The following is a 23206-nucleotide window of genomic DNA, read 5'->3' on the forward strand; positions in this document are numbered from 1 at the left end:
CCGGCGGCGCGACCGCATCAAGGGAGCGCCGACCCAACGGCTGGTGAAGATGCAGTCAGCCCGGTCTCGGTTACAGCCCGGACGCGGGTCGAGTGCTCGCAGACCCGCCCTCGGGGCTGACCGGTATCGGGTGGCTGCACTTGGCCCGACCCGTCCCCGCGACCGTGCCCCGTCCGTCGCAGACGCAACGGCAGCGCGAAACGCCCGGGCCCGGCAGGAACGGGCTGCCCGCCGGAGCGCGCGCAACCCGAGCAGTCGCCACCCAAACGTACCGACACAACTCACCTCCCAAACACGTGAGGTCGCCTCTCGACGGAAGTCTACTGCAGCAACTGTGCTGCTGAGAAGTGTTATCTCAGAACCTCCGACAGCAGACTAATGCAGTAGTTTCGAAAAGCACGGGACTTAGTCGTCCTGTTAGTGATCTCGGGTACTGGAATCAGCTTCGCTACACAACTCAGCGAACTCCACGCAGGAGATCGTGACCGTATATGTCATGTTAAGAGATGTTTGTACTGACCGGAGCGATTGCGTATGCAGACCATCCAGTAACTGAATGACTCTCGTGAGATGTGACGGATGGTATGATGCGTTGTGGACAAGAGGGTAAGCTTTACTCTGTTAAATTGGTTAGTTCAGATATGGGACTGTTCGACTCTGGGGATGTTAATCCAGAAGCACAGCGCTTGGCAGATAGTGCGCGGGGAAAGAGCGTCACCGCGAAAATTCTCACGAAGACCACAGGCGGGGTAGGTAGTTTTTCAGTTCAGAGTATTCTTGCTGACAGTCCATTCCTCAATATACTGAACGAGAACGAACAGCCCCACTACTACTTTGCCAATAACTCAAAAGGTCAGATTCGTGACGGAGATGCAGTTGGAGCTGGCCACCAGCAAGATTTCATGAGCACATTTTTCGTAACTGACCAACGAATCATCCTCACAGCTGCTGGGAATCGTGGGAATGCGCTAGTATATGGCTCAATTACTGACGTCCAGACCAAAAATGGACTGACGAAAAACCGGCTATCAGTCTTCACAAGCAATCACGAATATAGAATGTATATTCCGAATTCAGCCACTCAATCCGAGATTGAAGCAGCTGCAGACTACATCCGAACCCAAGCAAAGGATGCACCTACTGTCAACTCCGATCTCGATACTGTCCATTCACTTCGCCCGATTTGGGACGACACGATGCGAACCGGTGCCGGCAATACAGATCCACTTGATGCAACGCCACAAGGAGCTTATGTAAATCAAGAGCGCGTAGATAAAATCCGAGACATACTTGATCCAGATGAGCGTGTCCACTACCTCACTCGTGGTCAAACAGTTGATGTTGAGGGTTCTGGTGCGGGGAGTTCTTGGTGGGGCAATGACCGAAGTCGAAAGCAGGGAACACGCGGCTACGTACGAGCCGCCGCAACGAACAAACGCGTCGTCGTAAAGATTCCTCAGTTCACCGGGACCGACGAACGATCAGTACCCTACCAAAGCATAACAAGTGTTGATCTTGATGCTGGCTTAGGTGGGAAACGGATCTCACTCCAGACTCCTGGCCAGACGTATCACATCCAAGCAAACTTCCCTGGGAAGCCAGAAGTCCGTGAGATGACGCGGTTCATCCGCGAGCAGATCGCAGGAGATACCACGACGGCTACCTCAACAGCATCAACAGAGACTGACCCGCTTGAGCAACTGGAAAAGCTTGGTGAACTCCGCGATAACGGAGTTCTCTCAGAAGAGGAATTCGAAGAGAAGAAAGCAGATCTGCTTGATGAGATCTAGTTTCGCTAACTCAGGAAATAGATGAAGTCCCGGTGAAGGATCCAACCTTCTGGGTGCGGTACCCCTTCTGGAACTTGAGGAGGTCGTCGCTGACGTTCTTCCGCTCGCTCTTCTCGACCTCGATGGCGATGCGGGCGTCGGCGTCGTAGAGATCGACGCTGTAGTTAAACCCCTGATGCGACCAGAGCTTACAGTTCGGGTTGTAGCCGCCGGCGGCGTCCCCCTTCGTACTCGTACTGCGAGAGCCCGTCGGCGATGGCGGCATCGAACCCACCGACCTCTGTGTGCTTCGTCGACCCGTCGAAGACGCTTGCTGGGACGGCCTCGACGGCTGCCCGAATCGACGCCAGCGCATCGTCCGGAAACGCCTCGGACGAGGTTTGAGTACGCCGCTCGCTTAGTTTGGTGACCTCCTCGACGACGACCATACTCGATCTCGAGGAGTAGCGGCCCGATAAAACCCGTCGCGACCGCCGTTCAAGCCGACCGATCGCCAGGATACACTCACTCGAGGGACAGGGCGGTGGGTGGGGGCGAGGGAGTGGATCCAGCCCCAGAGTTAACCAACACTGTGTCGGTATCGGTTCGGAATGTTGGTTAAGGCTAGTTGCTACGGCGTTTGGAGCTCTCGAACTGGCTTCACGACGAAGGTGTCTGGCTCGCTGGTTGCTCCTTCACCTGATCGTTCCGCCGACGTCGAGGGCGACTGCGTGAGCTGGGTGATGAGTTCGTCGCGAACGGTTCGTCGAGGGACGGTGGTCTCGTGCCAGCCCAGTCGGTCGTCGAAGTGCCGCTTCTGGAACTGCTCGCCGACGTCGTCGGCCGCAACGTACTGCGTCCGCGTCGACCGCCCGACCTGCCGGGAGATGAAGACGGCGCCCACGGCCTCGTGCGTGAGTTCGACGAGGGCACACTCCACAAGGGCGACGACCGACGCGTGATCCCGGTCGGTCGGAACCGCCATCTCGAGGTCCGCCCACAGTGCTTGACCGTTGGGGGTGGTTTCTGCGTGATGCGCTGCTCGTGTCTTGCTGCGTCGTTCCGAAGCCATCGTCAATCGGGGGCACGTGATGTACCCCGCCACCCCCTGGCGGGGGCGACAGACACCACCGACTCACACCCGCTCAACTTGTGCGCTACATCTGATACTTTCTTGACTCCACTACCCCTGTGATGGCCCCTCGGCCTGAGAGAGCCGGCGGCCTTCGCACATTGCATATCGCCTCTTTCTTTGGACGAAAACTGCGATATGCAAGACAATATGACGCCCTCAAATCGCAGAAGAACCCCGTCGGGCCGATTTGAGACGGTAGAAGATACCTCGACGAGTACCGGAGTAATGCTGTAATCTCAAAAATTGCTCGACGGCAGGGTAACGAAGGTGATTACGGCCGTATCTGAATAACTTGGAACCGTTGCTTCACCTGGACTGAATCTCTCGAAATCCTCCGACTCGACACTTCGAATTGTGGAATATCCCCGATTCCCTCGATTCCGGCCGTGTTAGCCGCTGAAAATTGCTCGACGGGAGTTCAGAAGCACCTGATTCTAGTCCGCAGTATAATTTTCGACATTCTGAGGGGAGTGGCTCTGCTGAAACCCTCCCAACACACAACCGGTTTGCTGAATATGGGGGATAAATGCAGAAAGCTGCCGATGTTTGTTTCACACCTTCGATGAAGAATTGACCGTTAATAGGTGTGCGAACTTATTACTGGTAGCTCTGTCAACTTTTGTCGTATAGCAGCGCAATGCTGGATACAGACACGTAGCGATCCCAGAATATTATCATTTCAAGAATAATTAGAATCGGGGGGCGCGTCGATACAACAGTATCGTTTTCCCATCTCTTGTACAAACTCAACTAATGACGGCACAGGACTCCTCGAAGACTGAAGACCGAAAAGACGACCACCTTCAAATCGTTCAGGAGCGGGACGTCGAAACGACAGGGACGGGCTTCGACGACGTCCGACTCATTCATAACGCGCTTCCGGAACTCGATTACGACGCGATCGACCCCTCCATCGACTTCCTGGGCCACACCCTATCTGCCCCGATCTTCATCGAGAGCATGACTGGCGGGCACCAGAACACGACAGAGATTAATCGGGCGCTGGCCCGAGCTGCCAGCGAGACCGGTATCGCCATGGGTCTCGGTAGCCAGCGAGCAGGCCTCGAACTCGACGACGAACGCGTCCTCGAGTCGTACACGGTCGTCCGCGATGCCGCACCCGATGCGTTCATCTACGGGAACCTCGGGGCTGCACAGCTTCGAGAGTACGACATCGAGATGGTCGAGCAGGCAGTCGAGATGATCGACGCCGACGCGCTCGCGGTCCACCTGAACTTTCTTCAGGAAGCCACTCAACCTGAAGGTGATGTCGACGGGCGACACTGTGTAGCTGCGATTGAGCGAGTGTCCGAGGCACTCTCGGTGCCGATGATCGTCAAGGAAACGGGCAACGGAATTTCCGGGGAGACTGCCCGTAAGCTGACTGCGGCAGGCGTTGACGCGATTGACGTAGCTGGAAAAGGCGGGACAACGTGGTCCGGAATCGAAGCTTATCGGGCAGCAGCCGCGAACGCGCCGCGACAGAAACGAATCGGCACCCTGTTCCGAGAATGGGGTATCCCAACCGCTGCAAGCACGATCGAGTGTGTTGCCGAACACGACTGCGTAATTGCGAGTGGTGGTGTCCGAACGGGATTGGACGTGGCAAAAGCGATCGCCCTGGGTGCCCACGCCGGCGGGTTGGCGAAACCGTTCCTGAAACCAGCTACAGACGGACCAGACGCTGTCATCGAACGAGTCAAGGACCTGATCGCCGAGCTGCGGACAGCGATGTTCGTCACCGGCTCGGGGTCGATCGACGAGCTTCAGGACGTGGAATACGTGTTGCAGGGAGAGACGCGCGAGTACGTGGAACAACGAACCAGTAGCGAGTAATACCGAATTCTCCAGTTTCTGCAGGATAGATAGAATAACACCGGGAAAGAGAGAGAGCCGACTCCGATATCTGTCCAACCTGTACTTAGCGATTCAACGCGATAGTCAATCCGCTCCCTCTCTATTCAGCAGAGTCGCCAAACCAATCACGATCTAAGGACTCCACAGATTCAGGATAGTCTATGATCAGAACTGCTCAGTAGGCCCAGCTGATTCCTCCTCGACCTGCTCATACATCTCATCCGGGAACGGGAGACTGCCCCAGATCGAGTAGGGGCACTGGTCCTGGCCGATGCAGTAGCGCTGCAGATCGTCATTGTCGCAGTTCATCGGCAACGGCGTGTCGCCGTCGATGGTGTTCGAGAACTCGTAGCGAACCTGGTATTCGGTCTCCTGCTCGTCGTACCACGGCCACCGGGAGAAGACGTCCTTGAGATCTGCGACGATTTCGTCGAGGCTGCTGTCCTGGTACTGCGGGAGCCACATCACCATCCGCGCGAAGTTGTAGAGGTCCTTCCGGACGGGCTTCTTCTCGTGTAGCCGCTCCTCCATATTCGCCATACAGGGGAGTTCGAAGAGGTCCTCGATCTCTCGCACTTCGATCTGTTCGGCGCCGGTTCCGGCTCGCCCGATTCGGTACGTATTGACGCGCCCGTCGCGGTCGATCGTGACGGCCGAGTGGGACTCGTGATCGGCCAGCGTCTTCGCGAGACTGCTCGGACTCGAGATCCAATCCGTCACGGACGATTCCCACTCGTCCTCAGCCTCATACGCCGCAACCGTTCGATAGAGCTCCTTCGCCGTGTGGAACTCACCCGTTTGCGCCACGTCGTCGGGGGCGTCGCTCAGGGCCCGTCGGAGCACTCGGATCGTCCGTTCGCCACGGTCCCAGTTCCGCCAGATGCGCTCGTGATGGCCGGTCTCGAGGAAACGATCGATCCGCTCTGTGATGGCCGACTCATTCGCCGTCAGCCACGTTAGCTGGTCGTCGGAGAGGCCGTCCTCCTGGACCCGCAAGAGCTTCTTGAACGCCCGCTCAGCGTAGTCCCGATACTTGCTGTCGAAATCACCGACCGGGACGTACAGGTTGTTGTCCTTCACTCGTGTCAGTATCTCCCCGCCATCGTCACTCCCCGTCGATGACTCGCCCTCCCGAACGAGGCATTTGCGTGACGCCGCGGCCATCGGGATTTCGAGGAACAGGCCATCCCCGAACTCCGGCATCTCCGTGATGCCCGTACAGACCCGACCCGGATGTGGGCCATCCTCACCGGGCTCCTTGCTGTACAGCACCTCGGCGATGTCCTGCTGGAGCGTGCCATCTCCGTGGTTTCGGAGGAGTGATGCGAGATTATTGACGTACAGTTCTCGGATGTCGTAGAGCACCTGGATGTTCCGGGGCGGCGCGTGCTCGAATTTCGGATGTGCTTTCACACAAATCGCACTCAACGTCGCAAGCACGGCGAGTGTCGCCGGTTCGTCAACGAACGGCTCTTTGGCAGCGTCGGCACGAACCTGTTGTTTGAACGCGGCCGTTCCAAACCGCTCAATGTCGTTCATGAGGTCCGCGGGCTGCTCTTCGCCGTCGACAACGTATCGATTGTAGCCACGCGTGAACAGTTGGTTGATGCGGATGTCACCGTACTCAGGAGGAAGTGCCGCAACTCGATACGCCATCTCCTCGTCGTCGGTGGGGGTACTCCGACTCATTCGCCGACCACCTCCGGCGTCGCCGATCGGACGTCGAAACCCGGACTTTCGATGGGTTGAACGATACTGCAGACGTCGGCGTGGAGTGAAAAGGGCAGGCGTGCGACACGCCGGCGGTCGGCTGTCACGACAGGGTCGATAGGGATGTCGTAGGTCTCTAAGAGAAGGTCGTTCAGCACCTCGCGACTCTGTTCGTCGTATCGATGTGCAAGGTCCGTATCGAGGAGGTAGACGTGGACTCCCTGTCCACTATACACGACCATCGTTTCCTCGGCGTTGAAGTCCTCCTCAAAGAAACCTCGTACCTCGAACCCGTATTCGATAGCGCAGTCGATATCCTCGAGGGCATACGGATAGCCCGCGGGCTCGGCGTCGAGAATACCGGCGGCGTCGAGGAGTGCCTCGTTGTCCCGGTCGTTATCCTCGAAGACCGTATCCGTGGCTCGTTGCCGAGCGATTTCTTTCGCGTCGATATCGACGAGCAGCACCCATGGCCGTTCCCAGTGATCCAGCGCATAGTAGACGGCTTCAGGGAGTGGATTTGATTTCTCGAGGACCGCCGGGTCAGCGAGTGCGAAGTTGCTCTGACCGAGAGGATCATTGCGAGCAGGGTGCTGAATGAACTCCACGACGTCCTCAAAGCTGCTGAACTCGGGAGTCGTCCGATTACCGGACCGATTCGTCTGCCATGTGTCCCGGCGGATGAAGTCCTTGTCAGGGACGTCGTCCTGGCGAACCGGGTGTGGGTCTCGAAAAGCGACAGCATACTGTTTTGGCCCGTCTGCTGTGATGAACTCAGGGAGGTCGTCAACGTAGCTGGGGAATTCCTCGGCGTAGTAGGAGTAGATCTCTTCACGGGTTGCCTGTCGCCAAGTCATAGGTTGACCTCCTGTTTGAGATTCGTGAAGCCGCGAACCGTGGTCATACCTGCTGCATCAAATTCACTAATTGCGTCTTTGATGTTCGAGAACGACCGTGCTGCCCGGCCGCTAACACTTTCTTCGATTCGATCCGCTTCGGCAAGTCTATCGAGTACCTCAATGGCAGTCTGGCGACTGTTGAACGCCCAAATCGCGTCGGCATCCACCAGACTGAGCTTGTCGTAGTCGTCGACCGGTGCGTGGCTGTTGTTGCTCGGGAGTTCAGCTTCGCCAACCCAGACGAGTTCGCCAGCGTCGTTGAACGCAGCCACGTCAAACACCGTCCTGTCGTCGTATTCGTAGTACGGTTCGACGCGAACGACATCGTCCTGCTGTTGGAGCCACTGTTCGAGGAGGCGAACGCCGACCTTGTGTGGTGTTTTCTCCCCGATATCGCCTTTCCTAGGACCAACTTGGAGCTTCTGTCCGAGCAGTTCCCGCCCTGCCGGGAGGACAGTATAGTACTTTTGACCGGCTGCAGACGCGTCCTCAACGAGATTCTGTTCCGTCAAGCGTTCCAAGTGGAGGTCTTCGTACTCGTCTCGGAGGGCCCGCATCGAGTTGAGGAGTGTATACTCAGTAGCCTCACGGTTCATCACCTCAAGAACTTGGCTGAGGAAATGGACATCATCATAGCTGAGGCCACGCTTCCGAAGTTCGTTATCGGAGACAGGGACCTCACTAGCTTGGACGGGCGATGAGCGAGCTTCCGGATGCCCGTTCCCGTCGCCCGGTGACTCCTCTTCGTCCTCAGTCGCCATGTTGAACAACGAGGTACTCTCCTGTGGCTCAGCATTGGTATCACTCGTTCCGGTCGATATCGACGGACTATCTGGTGTCCCTTGTCCGATGAACGAAGATTGCGTGGAGTCTGTTTCCACACGATTTCGATCAGCGGTAACTGTCGTGTCGTCTCTTGGGCTTCCCCAATCAGCCTCATCTCGGACCGAGGTAGATTTACTCACCTCACCAAGCCCATACTGAGCCTGTGTTCGCTCCGACAGTCGTGGGAGGGCCACAGTCTCGAAACGGTCCGCCTGTTCGACAGAAAGCGGTTCGTCGCTCTCTGGATGACCGGCCGCTATCGGGAGCGGCTTCACCGAAAACGGGGCTGGGCCTGTCTCCCCGAATGACGGACTCGGGAGTTGGGCGATCCACTCCCCGCTCGGGAGCGTGTTGATCCGATTTCTGAGGTCGGTCGGGCTCAAGTCTTCGTGGGCCAGCGATTCAGCGAGGTCGTGCTCAATCGAGATGTTCCCGATGAGCTTCGTCTTGATGTTGTTGAGAACCTCGTCGTAGGCACGCTCGTTCCGATTGCGGACCTGTCCCGGGAATTGCATCACCAGTCCCATGCTCAGACCGAACGACCGGCCCTGTGGAAGCAGTTGCTCGGAAACGAGTTTCGTTGCTGCAACAGGAGCGGCCTCTTCGATGATGAGATTGGTAAGGTTCTCGTAGTCCGTGTTCCCGTCACGGCGACGCACCTGCACCGCGTCCCAGAGGTTACTCAACAGGAGGAGTGTGATCGCTCGCTGTGCCTCCGGGCGAAGGTCGCCTAAGTCGAACAGGATCGTGACGTCTTCGTCGAGGAACTCGCAGAAGTCGAATCGGTTGTCAACGTATTCGCCGTTGTCGTCCTGCTCCGGAACGTGGCTGAAGATCCGTCGCAGGTGTGCGTCCTCTCTGAGCTTATCAAGACGGTTCCCGACGGCGTCCATCGACACTTGGAACTGGTGGTCGTCCTTCGCGAAGTGCCGCGTAAGCGACTCCTCGACGCTCCGATTGTCCGCCGAAACCGGCGGCACAGTTCGCTCCCGCTGCATCTCGAGGGCGGCCGCAAAGAGATCATCCAACCCGAAGACGTCGCTGCCGTACTCCTCGTCGAACAGCGCTTTGATGAGGTAGCTGAGAATCTCGTTTGCGACGAACGCCTGCCCGTACTGTTCGCGACCCATGATCATCCGCATGATATCGTGGAAGTGGTCGACCTTGTCCTGAATCGCGTCCGCCCGATTCCGTCCAGCGTCGAGTGCCGGCCGAATGTCGAAAAAGGAAAACGCGGGAATCGTCTCGGGGACGCGGAACTGGTAGACATCGTCGAGCCCGTTGAAGCGCTCGTAATGACTCCGAAGGTAGTTGGCGCACATCCCGTCGCCCTTTGGGTCAACGATGACAACGGGGCCGCCGGTCGTCTCACGGAGCGACAGCGCATCGTTGATGATTGCTTTCGACTTCCCACTCCCAGTTGAGGCGAACCGACCGTAGTGTGTCGTCAGGAGCTTCGGCGGAATCCGAATCGGACGCTGTTGCGGCGAGCCGTTTTCATCGAGTGCATACCCAATGGCCATTCCTTCCCGGAACTGCTGAACTAAGTCAGGATTGGGCCACGGAAGCGGATCACGACTCTGCTGTTCAGCACGCGTCCCTCGCGTCCCTTCGACCGTCAGTTGGTCCGAGGACGGCACCAAGATGAAGTTCGCAAGCTCGGCCCCACAGAGAACCAGCTCCGGCCGGGTCTTACCACGTCCAGTCGTTACCTCTCGCGAGAGGAGTCGCTGGAGCGCTGCTCGCGCGTTTTGTTCTTTCTTCGATTGTCGGAAGCCACGATCTCGAAGTCGCGTCGCTTCGATCTCGTAGAACGGGCCGTCGAGTGGGTCAAAGACCGGCGCGAGTGATGACAGGCGGTCATCAAGGGCGTCGCGGCCAGCCTCGCTCGTTGGTACGCCAATCGCCCGGACATTCGTCGTGTACGAGCGCTTGGGATTGACCGCATCAATCGCATCAAGTCGCTTGACGACGATGTCACTCAACTCGTCACGAGTCCGCCGCTCATACTCTAGTTCGGGGTCAAGCAGGTCGCCAAGGATTTTCTGCGACAGCGTATCCCGTCCATCATTCAAGTCCTCTTTGCGGAGTTCCGCATCCGCTTGCCAGCTCTCCCGGCGCTGAAACACGACTTGGAACGCGAGCGGTTCGCGTGCATCGTTCAGGTGGTCGATCAGCGACGCAAGCACAGCTCCCGGCTCGTCGACCGCTGGCAGCGTGCTCTCGTCGGGCGTCGCAGTCAGCGGTGTCAACGACGACATCCAATCCTGCTTCCGAACTGCCGACCCACACCACCGCACGCCCTGTGGTGAAACGGTGTCGACCGCGGGGCGGGCGAGAATCGTCCCGTCTGCGGCTACTGTCGGCTTCTCGACCGACGTGGGTGGAACCTCGTCTGCTAGCGAATCAGTCGTTTCGAGTTCGACAACTGTCTCTCCAATCGACACCAGTCCGTCCGCCGTTCTGCCGCCAACCTCGTCGGCAACGTCCGTCGGTGAACCCTCAGACTCGTGTACAGCGCTTTCGCCGCCGTCGGGCGTCGCATCCGCGTCGGCGTCGCCATCTGCAGCCGAATACTGCTCGTCGTCGGTGAACTCGTACTGCAGGTCACCCTGCTGGTAGCGCTCGACGAACTCCTCATGAGACAATGCAACCGGGTGAATCAGCTTCGACGCGACGTCCACCTCGACACGCTCGATGTCGAACGTCTTCGGATAAATCGACCGAAGTCGCTCTTCGAGTGTTCCGAGATAGTCGTCAGCACCATAGTAGAACTCAACCGGCGCATCTTGTCCCGTGCTAAGCGCAAGGAACTCAAAGCGCGGTGGGGTCGCGGATGTAAACGGGTTGAGTTTCGACCGCAGGCCCGAGCTGTCAGGGGTCAGTTTGTGGAGACTCTCAAGGGTCTGCGGGATGCCGCGGGCTGTGAGTTCCTCTGACGTGGGTGTCACGCGAAGATACTCGCGCTCACGCATCGTCGGTACCTCCAAACTGGCCGTTTTCAGTTGCTGTTGAATCAGTCTGCATGTCTTGTGACTCTCCGTTTGCTTGCTGCGCTAACTCCGTCCGAAAGGCCTCAATCTCGGGTGAAACCGCCGTCTCACCAGCCCCGGGGAGCGACGCCCGGCGCTGCTCGGTCGGGTCGAAGTCGATGACTTCCTTCTCTTTGGGCATTGCTTCGACTCTAATACCGCGCCACTCGCCGTCGACGCCGACAAGCGCCTCGGAGAAACCAGCGTCTTCGTTCCCGGGCACCGCGTCCTGTACGTACCGCATCTGGGCGTGATTCAGTCCGAACTCGTCGGCCCACTCCGCGTCCATCCCATCCAAGCGATGGAACTGCTTGACGGCACACTGGTCGAGGATAGCCTCACTTTCAGCGTGCTCGAAGAACTCGTCGACGGTCTGTGTGACGAGACGAATCGAGAGGTCGTGGTGGCGGTGATGGCGGAACACCGTCTCGAGGAACGCCAGACTCGCGGCGTCCTGCATGATGTACCGCGCTTCGTCGATGACGAATACGACCTCCTTGTCCGTCTCCTTCGCCCGCTCGTAGACGAGCGAGATAAGCAACTGCATCGTCAGCGCCGTACTGCTGTCGACGCTGCCTTCTTGCTGGGCGAGATCGAGGTAGATGACTTTCTCGTCACGGATGTCGAATTCCGATTCCTTCCCGAGGTTCGCGTAGCGGCCCGCTTCTTCGAAGGGCCGCAGTTGGTCGATCAACCATGTTGCATCGTCGCTAAGTTTCTCGGCTTCCGCATCCGACCGGACGACGAACGACTCGGGGTCGTCGACCATTTCTTCGAAGACGTCCAACATGTCTCGAATCGTCGGGCTCGGGTTGCCGTGTGTCGTGATATCATCAGTAATGCCATGACGCTCGTAGGCCTGTCTGAGGCCGAGTTCGAGTGTCGTTCGGCGGTCGCCGAGTGAGATGCCACGGAGGGCGAAGAAATTCGTCAGGAAGCTCATCGCGTCGTCGAGTTTCTCGTTGAACGGACTCGCGTCTTCACCCATTGCCCGTTGGACGTGTTCGGGCGTCTGGCGGATTTCGAGCGGGTTTAGTCCGAGCGTCCCACCGACGGTAATTCGCTTGGCATCGAGCGCTTCGGAGACGCCCGTCCAGTTGTTGAGCGGTTCGAGAATGATCCCGATGCGGTCCTTGCTCTGTTCGATCGACCGGATGAAGTTCTCTTTCGCACCGAACGATTTGCCAGACCCGGTATCTCCCACCGTAAACATCGCATAGCCGTTATCGCGGGCAAACGGGTCGATGACGACCGGACTCTGGTTGTCCTTGTGAATTCCGAACTCGACGCCGCCTTCTTCGAGAATCGTCGCGTTGTGTGGCGACGCTAAGAGGGAACCAACAGCACCGCCGAGGGCAATCGACTCCCGACCGAAGACGTTGTCGCCGATTGGCGCGGCGGACTGGAGCGCGAGGTCCTGCCGGCAGATAGCTGTCTTCGGCGTGAGGTTCGCCGGTTCGTCACGGAGCGCGCTTTTGACTGCTCTGACGGCGTCTTGGAGGTCGTCCGTGTCGTCGGCGCGGACAGTGACGAACAGGCCTTGGTCGAACACACTCGCGCCGCTCTCGACGGCCTTGTACGTTGCCGCCGCCTCGTTCGCCCGCTCTTGGAGGTACTCACTCCGGACGCTCTGTTCTAAATCCGCGTCGACCTGCAGGTCGTCCGCGATATCCTGTAGTTCGTTTCGTGCGCGTTGCTGGTTCTTCGGCGTGATGTGCGCCGTGAGGTCGAACTCGACGTCGGTCAACTCGAAGAGGTCGCTCAGATAGCCGTCGTTCGGGTAGTCGGCGTAATCAGCGATGTACAGCGTCGTCGTCCATTGCTCACCGACACGGGCGGCTCGCGTCTCCCATTCGATTGCCGCCGGTGCTGTCGCCGTCTTGTGTGACTCCGAGATGTCGTCGAGGAGTTGGCCTTCTGCCTCGCCGGCTTCGAGGGTTTCCTCGTCGAGGACATCCGAAAAGTCGACTTCCGGCTCGTCGTCGGTGCGGTACCGCTGCCAGAGGGCTGTCCCGCCGACGCCGAGTACCACGATAGTCCCCAGATAGAGCGCTGCACCTTCGGGGGATGTCGGCTGTTGAGCCCACTGGGTAAGCTGCGTGAGAATATCACGACTCGACTGCAACGGGAGGTTACGCATCGAACGCCTCCTCCCGTCGTGAGCGACTGAGAATCGGCTGTTCGCGAATCACGTCTGCTTCGGTCTCGAAGTCGTGCTCCTCGCCGTTCCAGAAGTCCATGTTCAGAACGAACAATTCGACCGTGCTGAGTCGGTGGGCAGACCAGCCGGATGCCTGCTGGATGAATTCGGAACGGACATCCGCAATCCGGTCGTCCAGCTTCTCGAACATCTGGGCGCGGCGTTCCACGTCAGAGAGGTCCTCTCGTCGTGTGACGAACGGGTTGAACAGGATGCCAATCACGGGGAACTGCGTCAGCTTTTCAGCCGGCGTTCCCTCGTCACGGTATCGGTCGTAGACTTCGAGTGGCGAGACTTCCACGCCGATGTAGTATCGAACCTGCTGAATGCCGCGGTCACGCATCTCTTTGGGCCGCGTCTCCCGATACTCCTCGAGGAGTTCACGGAAGATCGGGTTCTGTGTGACGTCTTCGTCGGTGAGTCGCTCCTCGATTGTCTCGGTGATCTGTTCGACCGGGAATGACCGGGTTGTTGCGTGGAATTTGAGCTTCGAGTCGAGTTCTTTGTTGGCGAACTCGGCGCCTTCATCTTGGAGTTGGGCCCAGTCGTCGGCCATCGCGAAGTCCATGTTCCCCGGGTCGATTTCGATAAACGCCTCCATCGCGCCGTCAGTACGCTGAATCGCGCCGGCGCCGGGCCACGCTCGCTCAATATTCGTCAGGTCTTGGGTTCGTTCGTCTGGCGTGAATGGCGTGTAGTTCGCGAGCCCGCCCTCGTTGCGCACGGTCTCGTTCGTTTGGCCGTCAGGGTGCTCTGGCGCACTCAGCGTAATCTGGGGCCGTTTGGCGTAGCGATAGACGTCTTTCGTCCACGTCCACGCGTTCAGATGGTCGGGGGTGACGTAGACGATGGCCGCGCCCATCCCGAGGCCGCTTGCGATAAGCGGGACGGCGAGTGATTCAATGCCCGTGAGGCCGGCGAGGAGCAACCCACAGATGGGGAGAGCGATGAGGATGCCGACGTCACCTTCTTCGATGTTGAGGTAGGGGATGCGACTCGCTTCGCCGAACTGGTCCATGATGCGCCGAGCGGCTGTGTCTTGATCTGTCGACATGGTTAGCGGGTTCGGGGTTCGTTTTCGGTCCGCCGGTACGACGGCAGTCCATCGCTGTCATCAGTCGAGTCACGCTGTGCGGCTGCTCGCTGGGCGAGTGCTTGACCGGCGGCGGCTTTCGGCCCCCAGCGGGCAGCCGTCGTCGCAACGCCAGCGCCACCAACGTACGCGCCGGCTGCGACGCCGCCGACGAGGGCTGCGCCTCGCGTTGCACCACCAATCACCTTCGCGGTGAGGGGCGTCGCGTACGTGAACGTCTTCCACGTGAGATAGAGCGCGATTAGCGGAAGTGACGTTGCTACAAGATACCTCAAGAATGGACTACTTGGAGCAAGAGCATTCTGTGAGAACAGTAGGTCGTACCCTTTGAATACGACTGCTGCAGGGAGAGGAAGTACTGCAAGAGGAACAAACCGTTTGCTGAACCCAACTGCGATATCAGAGATGACCGGGAGGTTACCGTAACCGAGGGCGAACGCAATCGGCATCCCATACACGTAAACATAGATGAGAACTTCACGGATGTAATAGAACGCCTCGAGAGACCACATTGACAGTCCGCCAGCAACGCCGAATAAAAAGGCGAGAACTGGGTTAGTTAGCGACACCTCTAGAAGTTCGAACATCGTGTCTCCAAGTGAACTCAGACTCGGCATTAAGGCGATCGTGAAACCGTCAACGAGGAAGAGGGACAGAATACTAACCCAGTACCAAGATACGATGAGGAGCGCACCAACCCACGCAGTTTTCTTAGTGCGTCTTGCCTCGTACGCACTCCCGATATTGAAAATTCGGAGCGCATGACGCCCCTGAACACACATCACCAACAACAACAGCGAGATCAGCATAATCTCACCGCCAACTAAAGCGTCTTGTATCGCAGGCCACGGCCCATTAGACGCTGTTCCAAACACAATCGGCCCATCAGTACGTGGAGTCGGAGTTCCAAACATACCCTCCGTGAGAGACTGATATCCAGTTCTCAGACCCCGCATGAACAGGCCAGTCAACCAGCTAAGCGCCTCTTTGAATCCCTCAAGTACAACGTCAATTAGATCAACCATCGTGCTCTCCGATGGAGATACTGCAACCCTCAGTACTAGTCGAGTCTGTATACTGAACGTTGTAGGTCTTAGACACCTCAGAAGCAGCTACACGTGTTTTGAGGACGAGGTTGAACTCACCACTCTGCTCCCCGTCTTGACACGAGATATCTGAACCGGGAACAAAAGCGAACGGAGACCGGAAGCTGTAAATCGTGAGTTGCTTCCCGGCTGGAATAACAACTTCAGCTACTTCAGAGTCAGACTCGGGGTCATAGATCCCACTAACATCGTCATGGTTGGCGTAGTTCGTCCCCTCTTCATCGGAGGGATACGGAACGTCTCCGATGAAGAGTAATTTCGTGACTGCGTTTGGCCCCGTTCCACGGTTCTCAACAGTCACAAACGCCTCATCAGCAATCTCGTCACCCGAAGAGTTCCACATCTCCTCTGGCTGATTTCTCCCAATCCCCATCTCGACGATGCTGAGGTCCGGTTGAATTGAGAGTGAGCCCTCGGCAACAGTTTCGTCACCATCCAACGCGACGACACGGTACTCACCGGGCTCGTAGGCAGTCCCGATTTCGAACGAAACCTGTCGTGCACCGGCAGCAAGCCCACGCTTCCCGAAGAGCTCCCCATTCGGCTGAATGAGGTTCACCTGTTCGACGGGTGCGTCAGCATCAACCTCAACAACGACGGCTTGCCCCTCGACAGCGATGCGTGAAAGCGGGCCAGCACGCTCGGTTGTCGTCGACGTCTGGTCAGATGTCGTTGTGCCCGAGTTACGGTTACCATCGAGGCAGCCGGCAACGCTAACGAGTGCGGCCCCGCCGAGTGTTCGAAGGACGGTACGTCTATCAATCGGTGAATCGGTCGGTATCATTGGTTTCGGTAGTAGCTATCTGTCGGTCCAAACATACGGAGGAGTCGGCGACCGGCGTAGAACGTCACGACGAACGGGATTGCCTGCCAGCCGACTTCGAACACGAATGCAACCCACCCCTCGAGAGTCCCGAGTGGATGCCAACGAACGGACGCCGTATCACCCACATACGCCGGGTCGTGGCCAAGCCACGTCCCGGGATGGTAACGGACCGTGTAGATCCCCGGTTCGTCCAGCGTGACGATTGTGACGCCACTCTCGTTGGTCGCAACGCGCTGGTCACCAACGGTGATGTAGCCGCTGTGTGACGACCCGCCAATCGGGTACTGTCGGTCACTCCCATTCGATGCGATCGGCGCACCCGTCTGATTATCGCGCAACTCGACTCGGAGCGTCGCGTTCGACGGCGTCTGCGAAACGAGCTCAACAGAGAGGTTACTCTCGCGAAGCTGTCGCGCCGACCCAACTTGGGGGTCGACAATCGTGGCATTCACCCCGCGAACGATCCCGCCTACCCGAAGCGCCTCCCGGTCGACGGTCTCTGCGCGGACGGCCAATCCGTAGGTAGGCGTGTACGACTCGTTGACGACCTCAACGGTCACGTTCTCGCCGATCGTCTCACGGGGAGACGCCCGGTCAGCCCCCCACATGTCGATGATATCCGGGCCATCGCGAACCGGCTCTGCTCGCGGCCCGATCTGTGAAGGATACGCGTGAACTCGGACGGGAATCGCATCCGACTGTTCCGTAGTTGTCGACGTCCCGGTCGACGTAACGAGTGTGTCCCAGTTCGTGTTCCGAGCGGTGTAGAACCGCCACACACCACGGACCCGGGAGCTCTCATCGTCGGTGAGCGTATAGCCCTGCCACGGCCGGGACTGGAAAATCGCGACGCCAGTATCTCCGTTCGGGTACTGCGCGTAGTAGGGGTACGCCGCGAGGTCGTAAATCTCGGTATTGAGTGTGTCCGAGACGGTTCGTGTCTCCGTCCGGTAGTTGAGTGTCGTCTCAGATTCGCCACCAACCGTTGTCTCGACGGTCTTCTTGAGGCGAACGGAGATGTTCGCTTCGAGCGTGAGATTTGCACCCCACGAGTGAGTGGTGTGATACTGCAGCGTTGGGGTGTGAGTGCCGCTCGCAGTTGCGACTGGAATGCCATCGATTTTCAGACGGATGTTCTCAATCTCGTGGGAGACGAGTTCCCAGTCGGTAGTCCGATTACCCGTTTCGGTCCCAGTTGGAACGCGAACACGATAATCGACGAGGCCGCGAACCGTCCCATTGGGAGCGATATAGAGCGGTGTCTCACCTGCATCGAGATGGCCACGCGTCGATGGGGTGACTGCGAAAATCGTCGCGTGTGCATCGTCGATGAACGTCCCATCTTCGAGTGACGCATGAGACGGGTAGGTCGACGTGTCGGGGCCGCCGGCGTCGAGATCAGCGAAATCGTTGCGCGTCCACGTCGCGGCCGTTGCCGGCGGGCGCGTGAACGTGATGTCAGTCCCGTTGGCGAGTTGGTGGAGCGCCGTTCGGTCATCGCCGTACTGCTGCTGGTAGTCTTGTTGGCTGACGTAGCGGTCGCTATCACGAGACCAGAGCGTTGCCGACTCGTTTTCCGTGAGGCCGTTTGTCTCAGTCCCTGGTCTCGGGGGCTGTGCCGTGGCGAGGCCGATAATGGAACTCGACACGAGCAACGCGGCTACCAGTACGGAGGGCACTCGATGCTCCATGGGAGGGCAAAGGTGGATTGGTGGGGCGCTTACCAGGGAGTGAGGTTCACACAGTCCCCAAGTGGGAGGCCCATAATCGACGCCACAACGGTATACAGCGGGCCGAGCACCGCCAAGATGAGGGCGGATTTGAGTGCTGCGCGCTTGTGGACTTTGAGTCGCTTTTTCTGTTCGGGGCTGGCGGTGAAGATCTCAGCGAGGGAATCGGCCTGCCAGATGACTGCTAACCCAATGAAGCCGAGCGTCGTCGTGATCTGGAAGAAGCCCTCAACCATCCCCGGCAATTTCTCAGCGCTGCAGACCACGCTGTCTTGTGCGGCAACTGGCTGGACAGCAGCGATCGTGAACAGGACGCTCCCGATCGCGACGTGTCGGAGGATGGATTGGGAGGGCCGTCGCTGGTCGGTGGAGCGAGCGTCAGTAGGGGAGTGTGAGTCAGACATGAGGTCACTCGGTGTGGTCGTACACGAGCGCTTGGAGGTCGGCGTAGCGACTCGTCATGGTTGCAATCTCATCGAGCGAGTAGCCCAACTCACGGGCTTCGGTGAGTTGTGCGCGGAGTTCGTGCGGCTCAACGTCGCGAAGTTGCATCTCGTCGCGGAGGGCTTGCCGATAGAGGGCCGATGCGTTGAGATGGTCGTTCCACCTGAGGAACAACTCATCGATGTCTTCGACGGTGACTGAGCGGGAGATCATGGGTTCGGTATCGTTCCACACCGATTGTCTTGCGGTGCGTACATGTCAACCAGATTTCCGGAATATCATATATTTACTGGCCAACATGAAGTGTGGTAGCATGCCAAACTAGGTACTAAATAATCATCTATATCCAAGACCGGTGTAGAATTCTCGTAGTCACTATATGTACTGATGAAAGAGTACAGTATACCAGATGGGCCACGTCTACTACCACCATCCCGGTGACAAGCAGTTCTCTCTTGACTTCGTGCATCCGGACCCTGCTGAAGTCGTCTCGCATATCGTCGACTACGACGACGACGTCGCTGTGAAGGTCCAGAAGTACGAGATTGACGAAGCGTTCTACGTCGTCTACACGTCCCGTGTCGATGGTGGCCCCGTTCGTGAGATCGACTTCGATCTCAAAGCGTCACTCGCGAAGATGAGCGAGGACAACAGCACCATCGTCGTTCGGCTGCTCGAGATCTACCGCGCCCTCATCGCTCAGAACGAGAAAGAAGAAGGCGTTCCTGTCGAAGCATACAAGCAAATCGATGTCGACGCGCTGCCGGGCGTGCTTGATCGGACGTCCTGGGAGGGCTCAGCAACAGCCGTTGCAGGTCGGCTTGCCTCGAACTTGATTCTGAAACACACACTTCCGAACGCCAACCATCGGATGGCTGTCGCACTAATCCAGTTCTACCTCCGGCGCCTGAATCCGGACTTCTCTATGCCGGAAACGTCCATAGAAATCGACCCAGAATCGTATGACTGGCGGGAGTGGGTGAACGAGTACATCAACGAATCGAAGCGGCTGTTGACCGTTCGGCGGAAGAATGTCCTCTTCAAGCACCTGTACCGCTTCGGCGCGAGAACGCTTGAGCGGAAACACGCGGTCGAGATCGACCTGACTGCATACGAGCTGGATATGTACCCGAGTGAGGCGAAGGTCGTCTACGCGGAGCACCACGAAGAACTCTGGATCGAGTTCGTCGAGGAGGCCGTCGAACGCGCAGGCTATCCAGAACTAAAGGAAACGCCAGGGCTATCGAAAGCAGAATTCGCTGAAAAGATTCGGAACCTCGACTAAGCGGCTCTGTTAGTCTTGGAGCGTGGCGACTGTTCGGCCCGTTTCCTCGGCCTCTTCGCTGCGCGACATATTGTACGTCGCGAGCGCTTCGTCAACCGCCTCATCAAGACTCATTGGTCAATCTGATTTTGACTCTTCCAGCGTATAAACGCTTGCATGGCTAAAACGCCAGTCCTCCAGATGGGAGGGACACAACCCAACTACGCACAATCTGCTCGCTTTTCAAACTGGTCCAAGCAAACAGTACTGCTCTCGTGTTGTACACACCAGTTCGTTGTTAGTGACCCCAACTGGACTCGTGGGATTTGTTAGTGAACTCGAGCCGCCGTAACGATGGAGGAGGTGCAATCGCTGTTCAGTACCAGCCTGTTGGAGTGCTTGACGGAGCCGTTGAAATTTGTCTTTGTCGGGACCACCACACCGAACGAAGACACCGATATCGGGATATATACCGTCTTCATGCACCGAAATCGGCGTACTCAGTGGCAACTGGCTCCAGCGCCTGGAGAATGATTTCGGCTTCAAGCGGTGAAAGGTCAAGTTCCCGGGCTGCAATCCGATGGTTGACCGTCCCGTCGACGTACTCGGAAGCGTACTCGAGGGCGAAAGCAAGCCCGTCGAGACCATGCCGCTCGATGTAGATGTCGATGTCTTCGTCTTGGTCGCGGCGGGCAACAGCGGCGATAAGTGCTGGTGTGATCGTTTGGGTTTCACCGTCTGTCGAGAGCGTAAGTGCGATCGACTCGGCATCGTATTCGTACGGACGCTGCTCACGGACTTTCTCTACTAACCCAGCTGTTTCGAGGTTCTGCATATAGTCGTAGGCAGTTCCCTGTGGGATATCGAGTTCGTCGACCAACTCGGACACGGTGACCGGTCCGTGTTGTAAGATATGGGCATACAGCCGAGCAAGTGTAGGTGTGTCGAGGAGGTCGGCCACCGTCTGAAGCTCCTGAATTGGTGGGCGGCCTGACCGTGGAGGTGACTGCGCCATTGCAATTACGGATTATTCATAATTCGTGATAAGACGTCTGTCGAAAGGCCAAAGCTCAAAACTCACTTGCCACCCACCGAGAGCCAGTCACTCGCTGCGGCACCACCCATTCTTGTTCTACAGAGGAAACAAGGCGAGTCCCTGGGGACTTGGCCCCGAGCGGTTCACTCTGTACTAGTGTCTGCATCTTCATACTCATCAAGATCTGGGAGATTGGCATCCCAGTCCGGATTCTCGTCGTAGTAGTCGCCCGCAAACTGCTCGCTCACGGCAGCCAAGCCAATCAAGCTCGCAGTATGTGCATCGTAGGCGTCGGGATTGATCGCCCAATACTCGCCCTTGTGACGCACAAACCCCTGATTATGGAGTCTGCTGAGCGTCGTCCCAACACTTCCTCGTGGGATGTCGAGCGCCTCAGCAATCTCACCCGCTCGATAGCCTGTTTCTGGAGTCGCTGCGAGGAAGCGAAGAATGGTCCGTCCATTCGTATTCGGTCCTGGAAGATCCGATGGCTGGTAGTTTTCGAAATCAACGGGCATATGTAACAGTATGTAACGAAGAGTAATAGACTTGCCGGAGTAGTTGTTCCAGAGTACTCTTTGGACGCTGGGAGGTCTCGATCGACGCGTTCTCCCAATAGAAGTGCGATGAACCTGAAGTCGTTGGGGGATACTAGTTTTTACTGGCAAGAGTGGTGTGTCTGACAGAGTATCCGCAGAGTGGCGAGTTAATTCAGCAAGGAGATTGTTGATAGACAAAGACGACTCAATATCCGCATTTTGCGGCGGTACAAGGTGTGGTAGCTCCGCGCCAACTGATGGGTTTCCTACTGAAGCCACCGAGTAGCAGTGTCAGCAGGAACATCGGAGCGAATCTGGGCCCGACAAAAAATGCCGCACCGTCAGTTGGACCGAAGCTCGAGTGAATCAGGGATGTACGGTTCGATACTGCGAAGGACTCCTACTATCTTCAGGGTTTCTTCTATCGATTCGAGAATGTTAGAGATGTCAGTCTTCAAGTCCCACTTCCGGTATTTTCCACCTTTCCGGCCAAGGTTCTTTTCGGTCACCGAAAGCAAGCCGAGCATTTTGAGCTCGTCAAGGTGGTCAGATACCCAGCGAGAAGTATGGGGGTCGATATCGCCAGCTTCACAGATTCGCTCATACTGTGGGTAGATCACACGTGTACGCGCAGGCATCTTGCCGTTTGCAGCCAACACACAGAGAGCATAGAGTATGTAGTGGTCGTGTTCGTGTAATCCCTGAATCCCACGCCTGACCTTCTTCGATTTCAGCCGGCTTTGTGCTCGGTTGACGTCGTCTTCGGTGACTAAGCTGCGTTTGTTTTCGCGAGCAACGTCGCCTGCCTCTAGTAGTAAGTCAAGAGCCTTACGAGCGTCACCTGCTTCTTTGGCGCCGTATGCAGCACAGAGTGGAATTACTCCTTCATCGAGTCCGTCGTCTTTGAACGCGATATCGGCACGCTGTTGGAGGACATCTTGGAGTTCAGTCGCGTCGTACGTTGGAAAGTGAAGTTGGCGTTCACACAGTGAGCTTTTGACCTTTGGTGAGAGGTCATCTGTGAATGTCAAGTCGTTTGAGATACCGATGATTCCGATCTTCGTATCGGAGACGTTCCCATTAGCATGGGCACGAGACAACTGGTACAGAATACTGTCTTCACCGGATTTGATGTGATCAACCTCGTCCAAAACGATGAGGACAGTTCCAGCTCTCGATTCCAGTTCTTCCCACAGCATCGCATATGCTTCAGACTTCGAGTAACCGGATTCAGAGATTTGTTGGGAGGCCGAGCGCATCTGGTTGACGAGTGCAATACACAGACGATAGCTCGTCTCCAGTCCGTCGCAGTTCAAAAATACCGTCCGCAGGACAAGGTCATCGTACTGTTCGGAATCTGCTTCGAGCTGCTTGAGGAAGTATTTAGTTGAGGCAGTCTTGCCGACCCCGGTCTTACCGTAGAGGAAGATGTTCTTTGGAGTCTCCCCCCAAATAACCGGCTCAAGCGCCGAGTGGTACTCTTCGAGTTCGTCATCGCGACCGACGAGAGAATTTGGAGTATACTCGTCGGTGAGTGCCCCTCTGTTGACGTAGGGGGTGTTCCCACGCTTGAACTCAAATTGACCCATTGGTGAGGGTTGTGTTGCCAAATGATATAAACCCCCCGGACCGCCTGTTCATCTGTTTCTTTTGTACACACCGTATTTCATTTGTTTCCCGAGTTGTTGTCCGTATTGTCCACAGTCGACGAGACTAGTTCCCCAGCTTTTGCCCGGAGACA

General features: G+C 57.4%; 17 protein-coding genes and 1 pseudogene. 3 read left to right on the forward strand and 15 right to left on the reverse strand.

Features of this window, described 5'->3' with window-relative positions:
• The first annotated feature begins 641 nt into the window (after positions 1–641).
• Positions 642–1790 carry a PH domain-containing protein gene (locus DEQ67_RS15110; RefSeq protein WP_115891858.1) on the forward strand — a complete coding sequence of 383 codons (1149 nt, stop codon included), beginning with the start codon at positions 642–644 and terminating at the stop codon, positions 1788–1790.
• Positions 1791–1830: 40 nt separating this feature from the next.
• On the opposite strand, the pseudogene DEQ67_RS15115 reads toward DEQ67_RS15110, so the two are convergent.
• Positions 1831–2218: pseudogene (locus DEQ67_RS15115) on the reverse strand (hypothetical protein); the annotation flags it as partial.
• 182 nt (positions 2219–2400) lie between these two features.
• On the reverse strand, positions 2401–2841 hold the full coding sequence (locus tag DEQ67_RS15120) for a hypothetical protein (RefSeq protein WP_115891857.1): 441 nt from the start codon (positions 2839–2841) through the stop codon (positions 2401–2403).
• Positions 2842–3657: 816 nt separating this feature from the next.
• On the opposite strand from DEQ67_RS15120, the gene fni reads away from it, so the two are divergent.
• Entirely contained in the window at positions 3658–4740 is a 1083-nt protein-coding gene (gene fni, locus DEQ67_RS15125; RefSeq protein ID WP_115891856.1) for a type 2 isopentenyl-diphosphate Delta-isomerase, read from the forward strand.
• Positions 4741–4926: 186 nt separating this feature from the next.
• Here the strand turns inward: fni and DEQ67_RS15130 are convergent, their stop codons facing one another.
• Genes DEQ67_RS15130 through DEQ67_RS15175 form a run of 10 tightly spaced genes read right to left on the reverse strand, consistent with a single transcriptional unit; the run spans position 4927 to position 18839 of the window.
• Positions 4927–6450 carry a primase-associated protein gene (locus DEQ67_RS15130; protein ID WP_115891855.1) on the reverse strand — a complete coding sequence of 508 codons (1524 nt, stop codon included), beginning with the start codon at positions 6448–6450 and terminating at the stop codon, positions 4927–4929.
• Positions 6447–7328, reverse strand: a complete 882-nt coding sequence (locus DEQ67_RS15135) for a DNA primase (RefSeq protein WP_115891854.1) — start codon at positions 7326–7328, stop codon at positions 6447–6449. The genes DEQ67_RS15130 and DEQ67_RS15135 overlap by 4 nt, the downstream gene beginning before the upstream one ends.
• Positions 7325–11170, reverse strand: a complete 3846-nt coding sequence (locus DEQ67_RS15140) for an ATP-binding protein (protein ID WP_115891853.1) — start codon at positions 11168–11170, stop codon at positions 7325–7327. The genes DEQ67_RS15135 and DEQ67_RS15140 overlap by 4 nt, the downstream gene beginning before the upstream one ends.
• Positions 11163–13367: a VirB4 family type IV secretion system protein gene (locus DEQ67_RS15145; protein ID WP_115891852.1), complete on the reverse strand. Its 2205-nt coding sequence runs from the start codon at positions 13365–13367 to the stop codon at positions 11163–11165. The genes DEQ67_RS15140 and DEQ67_RS15145 overlap by 8 nt, the downstream gene beginning before the upstream one ends.
• Complete coding sequence (locus DEQ67_RS15150; protein ID WP_115891851.1) at positions 13360–14481, reverse strand: hypothetical protein; 1122 nt, start codon at positions 14479–14481, stop codon at positions 13360–13362. Before DEQ67_RS15150 ends, DEQ67_RS15145 begins: the two co-directional genes overlap by 8 nt.
• A 2-nt stretch (positions 14482–14483) precedes the next feature.
• Positions 14484–15545, reverse strand: a complete 1062-nt coding sequence (locus DEQ67_RS15155; protein WP_115891850.1) for a hypothetical protein — start codon at positions 15543–15545, stop codon at positions 14484–14486.
• Entirely contained in the window at positions 15538–16410 is an 873-nt protein-coding gene (locus DEQ67_RS15160) for a hypothetical protein (RefSeq protein WP_115891849.1), read from the reverse strand. The genes DEQ67_RS15155 and DEQ67_RS15160 overlap by 8 nt, the downstream gene beginning before the upstream one ends.
• Positions 16407–18143, reverse strand: a complete 1737-nt coding sequence (locus DEQ67_RS15165) for a hypothetical protein (RefSeq protein ID WP_115891848.1) — start codon at positions 18141–18143, stop codon at positions 16407–16409. Before DEQ67_RS15165 ends, DEQ67_RS15160 begins: the two co-directional genes overlap by 4 nt.
• A gap of 29 nt (positions 18144–18172) precedes the next feature.
• Positions 18173–18586, reverse strand: a complete 414-nt coding sequence (locus DEQ67_RS15170; RefSeq protein WP_115891847.1) for a hypothetical protein — start codon at positions 18584–18586, stop codon at positions 18173–18175.
• Between the two features lie 4 nt (positions 18587–18590).
• Complete coding sequence (locus DEQ67_RS15175) at positions 18591–18839, reverse strand: hypothetical protein (protein WP_008606465.1); 249 nt, start codon at positions 18837–18839, stop codon at positions 18591–18593.
• Between the two features lie 196 nt (positions 18840–19035).
• On the opposite strand from DEQ67_RS15175, the gene DEQ67_RS15180 reads away from it, so the two are divergent.
• Positions 19036–19911, forward strand: a complete 876-nt coding sequence (locus DEQ67_RS15180) for a hypothetical protein (protein WP_115891846.1) — start codon at positions 19036–19038, stop codon at positions 19909–19911.
• A 457-nt stretch (positions 19912–20368) separates the two neighbouring features.
• On the opposite strand, the gene DEQ67_RS15185 is transcribed toward DEQ67_RS15180, so the two are convergent.
• The 3 genes from DEQ67_RS15185 to DEQ67_RS15195 all read right to left on the reverse strand — a co-directional run bounded on the left by DEQ67_RS15185 (position 20369) and on the right by DEQ67_RS15195 (position 23054).
• Positions 20369–20905, reverse strand: a complete 537-nt coding sequence (locus DEQ67_RS15185; protein WP_115891845.1) for a winged helix-turn-helix domain-containing protein — start codon at positions 20903–20905, stop codon at positions 20369–20371.
• A 164-nt stretch (positions 20906–21069) separates the two neighbouring features.
• Positions 21070–21444 (reverse strand): MarR family transcriptional regulator, encoded by a 375-nt coding sequence (locus DEQ67_RS15190; protein ID WP_115891844.1) that lies wholly within the window; start codon positions 21442–21444, stop codon positions 21070–21072.
• Positions 21445–21806: 362 nt separating this feature from the next.
• Positions 21807–23054, reverse strand: a complete 1248-nt coding sequence (locus DEQ67_RS15195) for an orc1/cdc6 family replication initiation protein (protein WP_115891843.1) — start codon at positions 23052–23054, stop codon at positions 21807–21809.
• Positions 23055–23206 lie beyond the last annotated feature (152 nt).

The sequence above is a fragment of the Haloferax sp. Atlit-48N genome (genome assembly GCF_003383015.2).
Taxonomy (GTDB): domain Archaea; phylum Halobacteriota; class Halobacteria; order Halobacteriales; family Haloferacaceae; genus Haloferax; species Haloferax volcanii.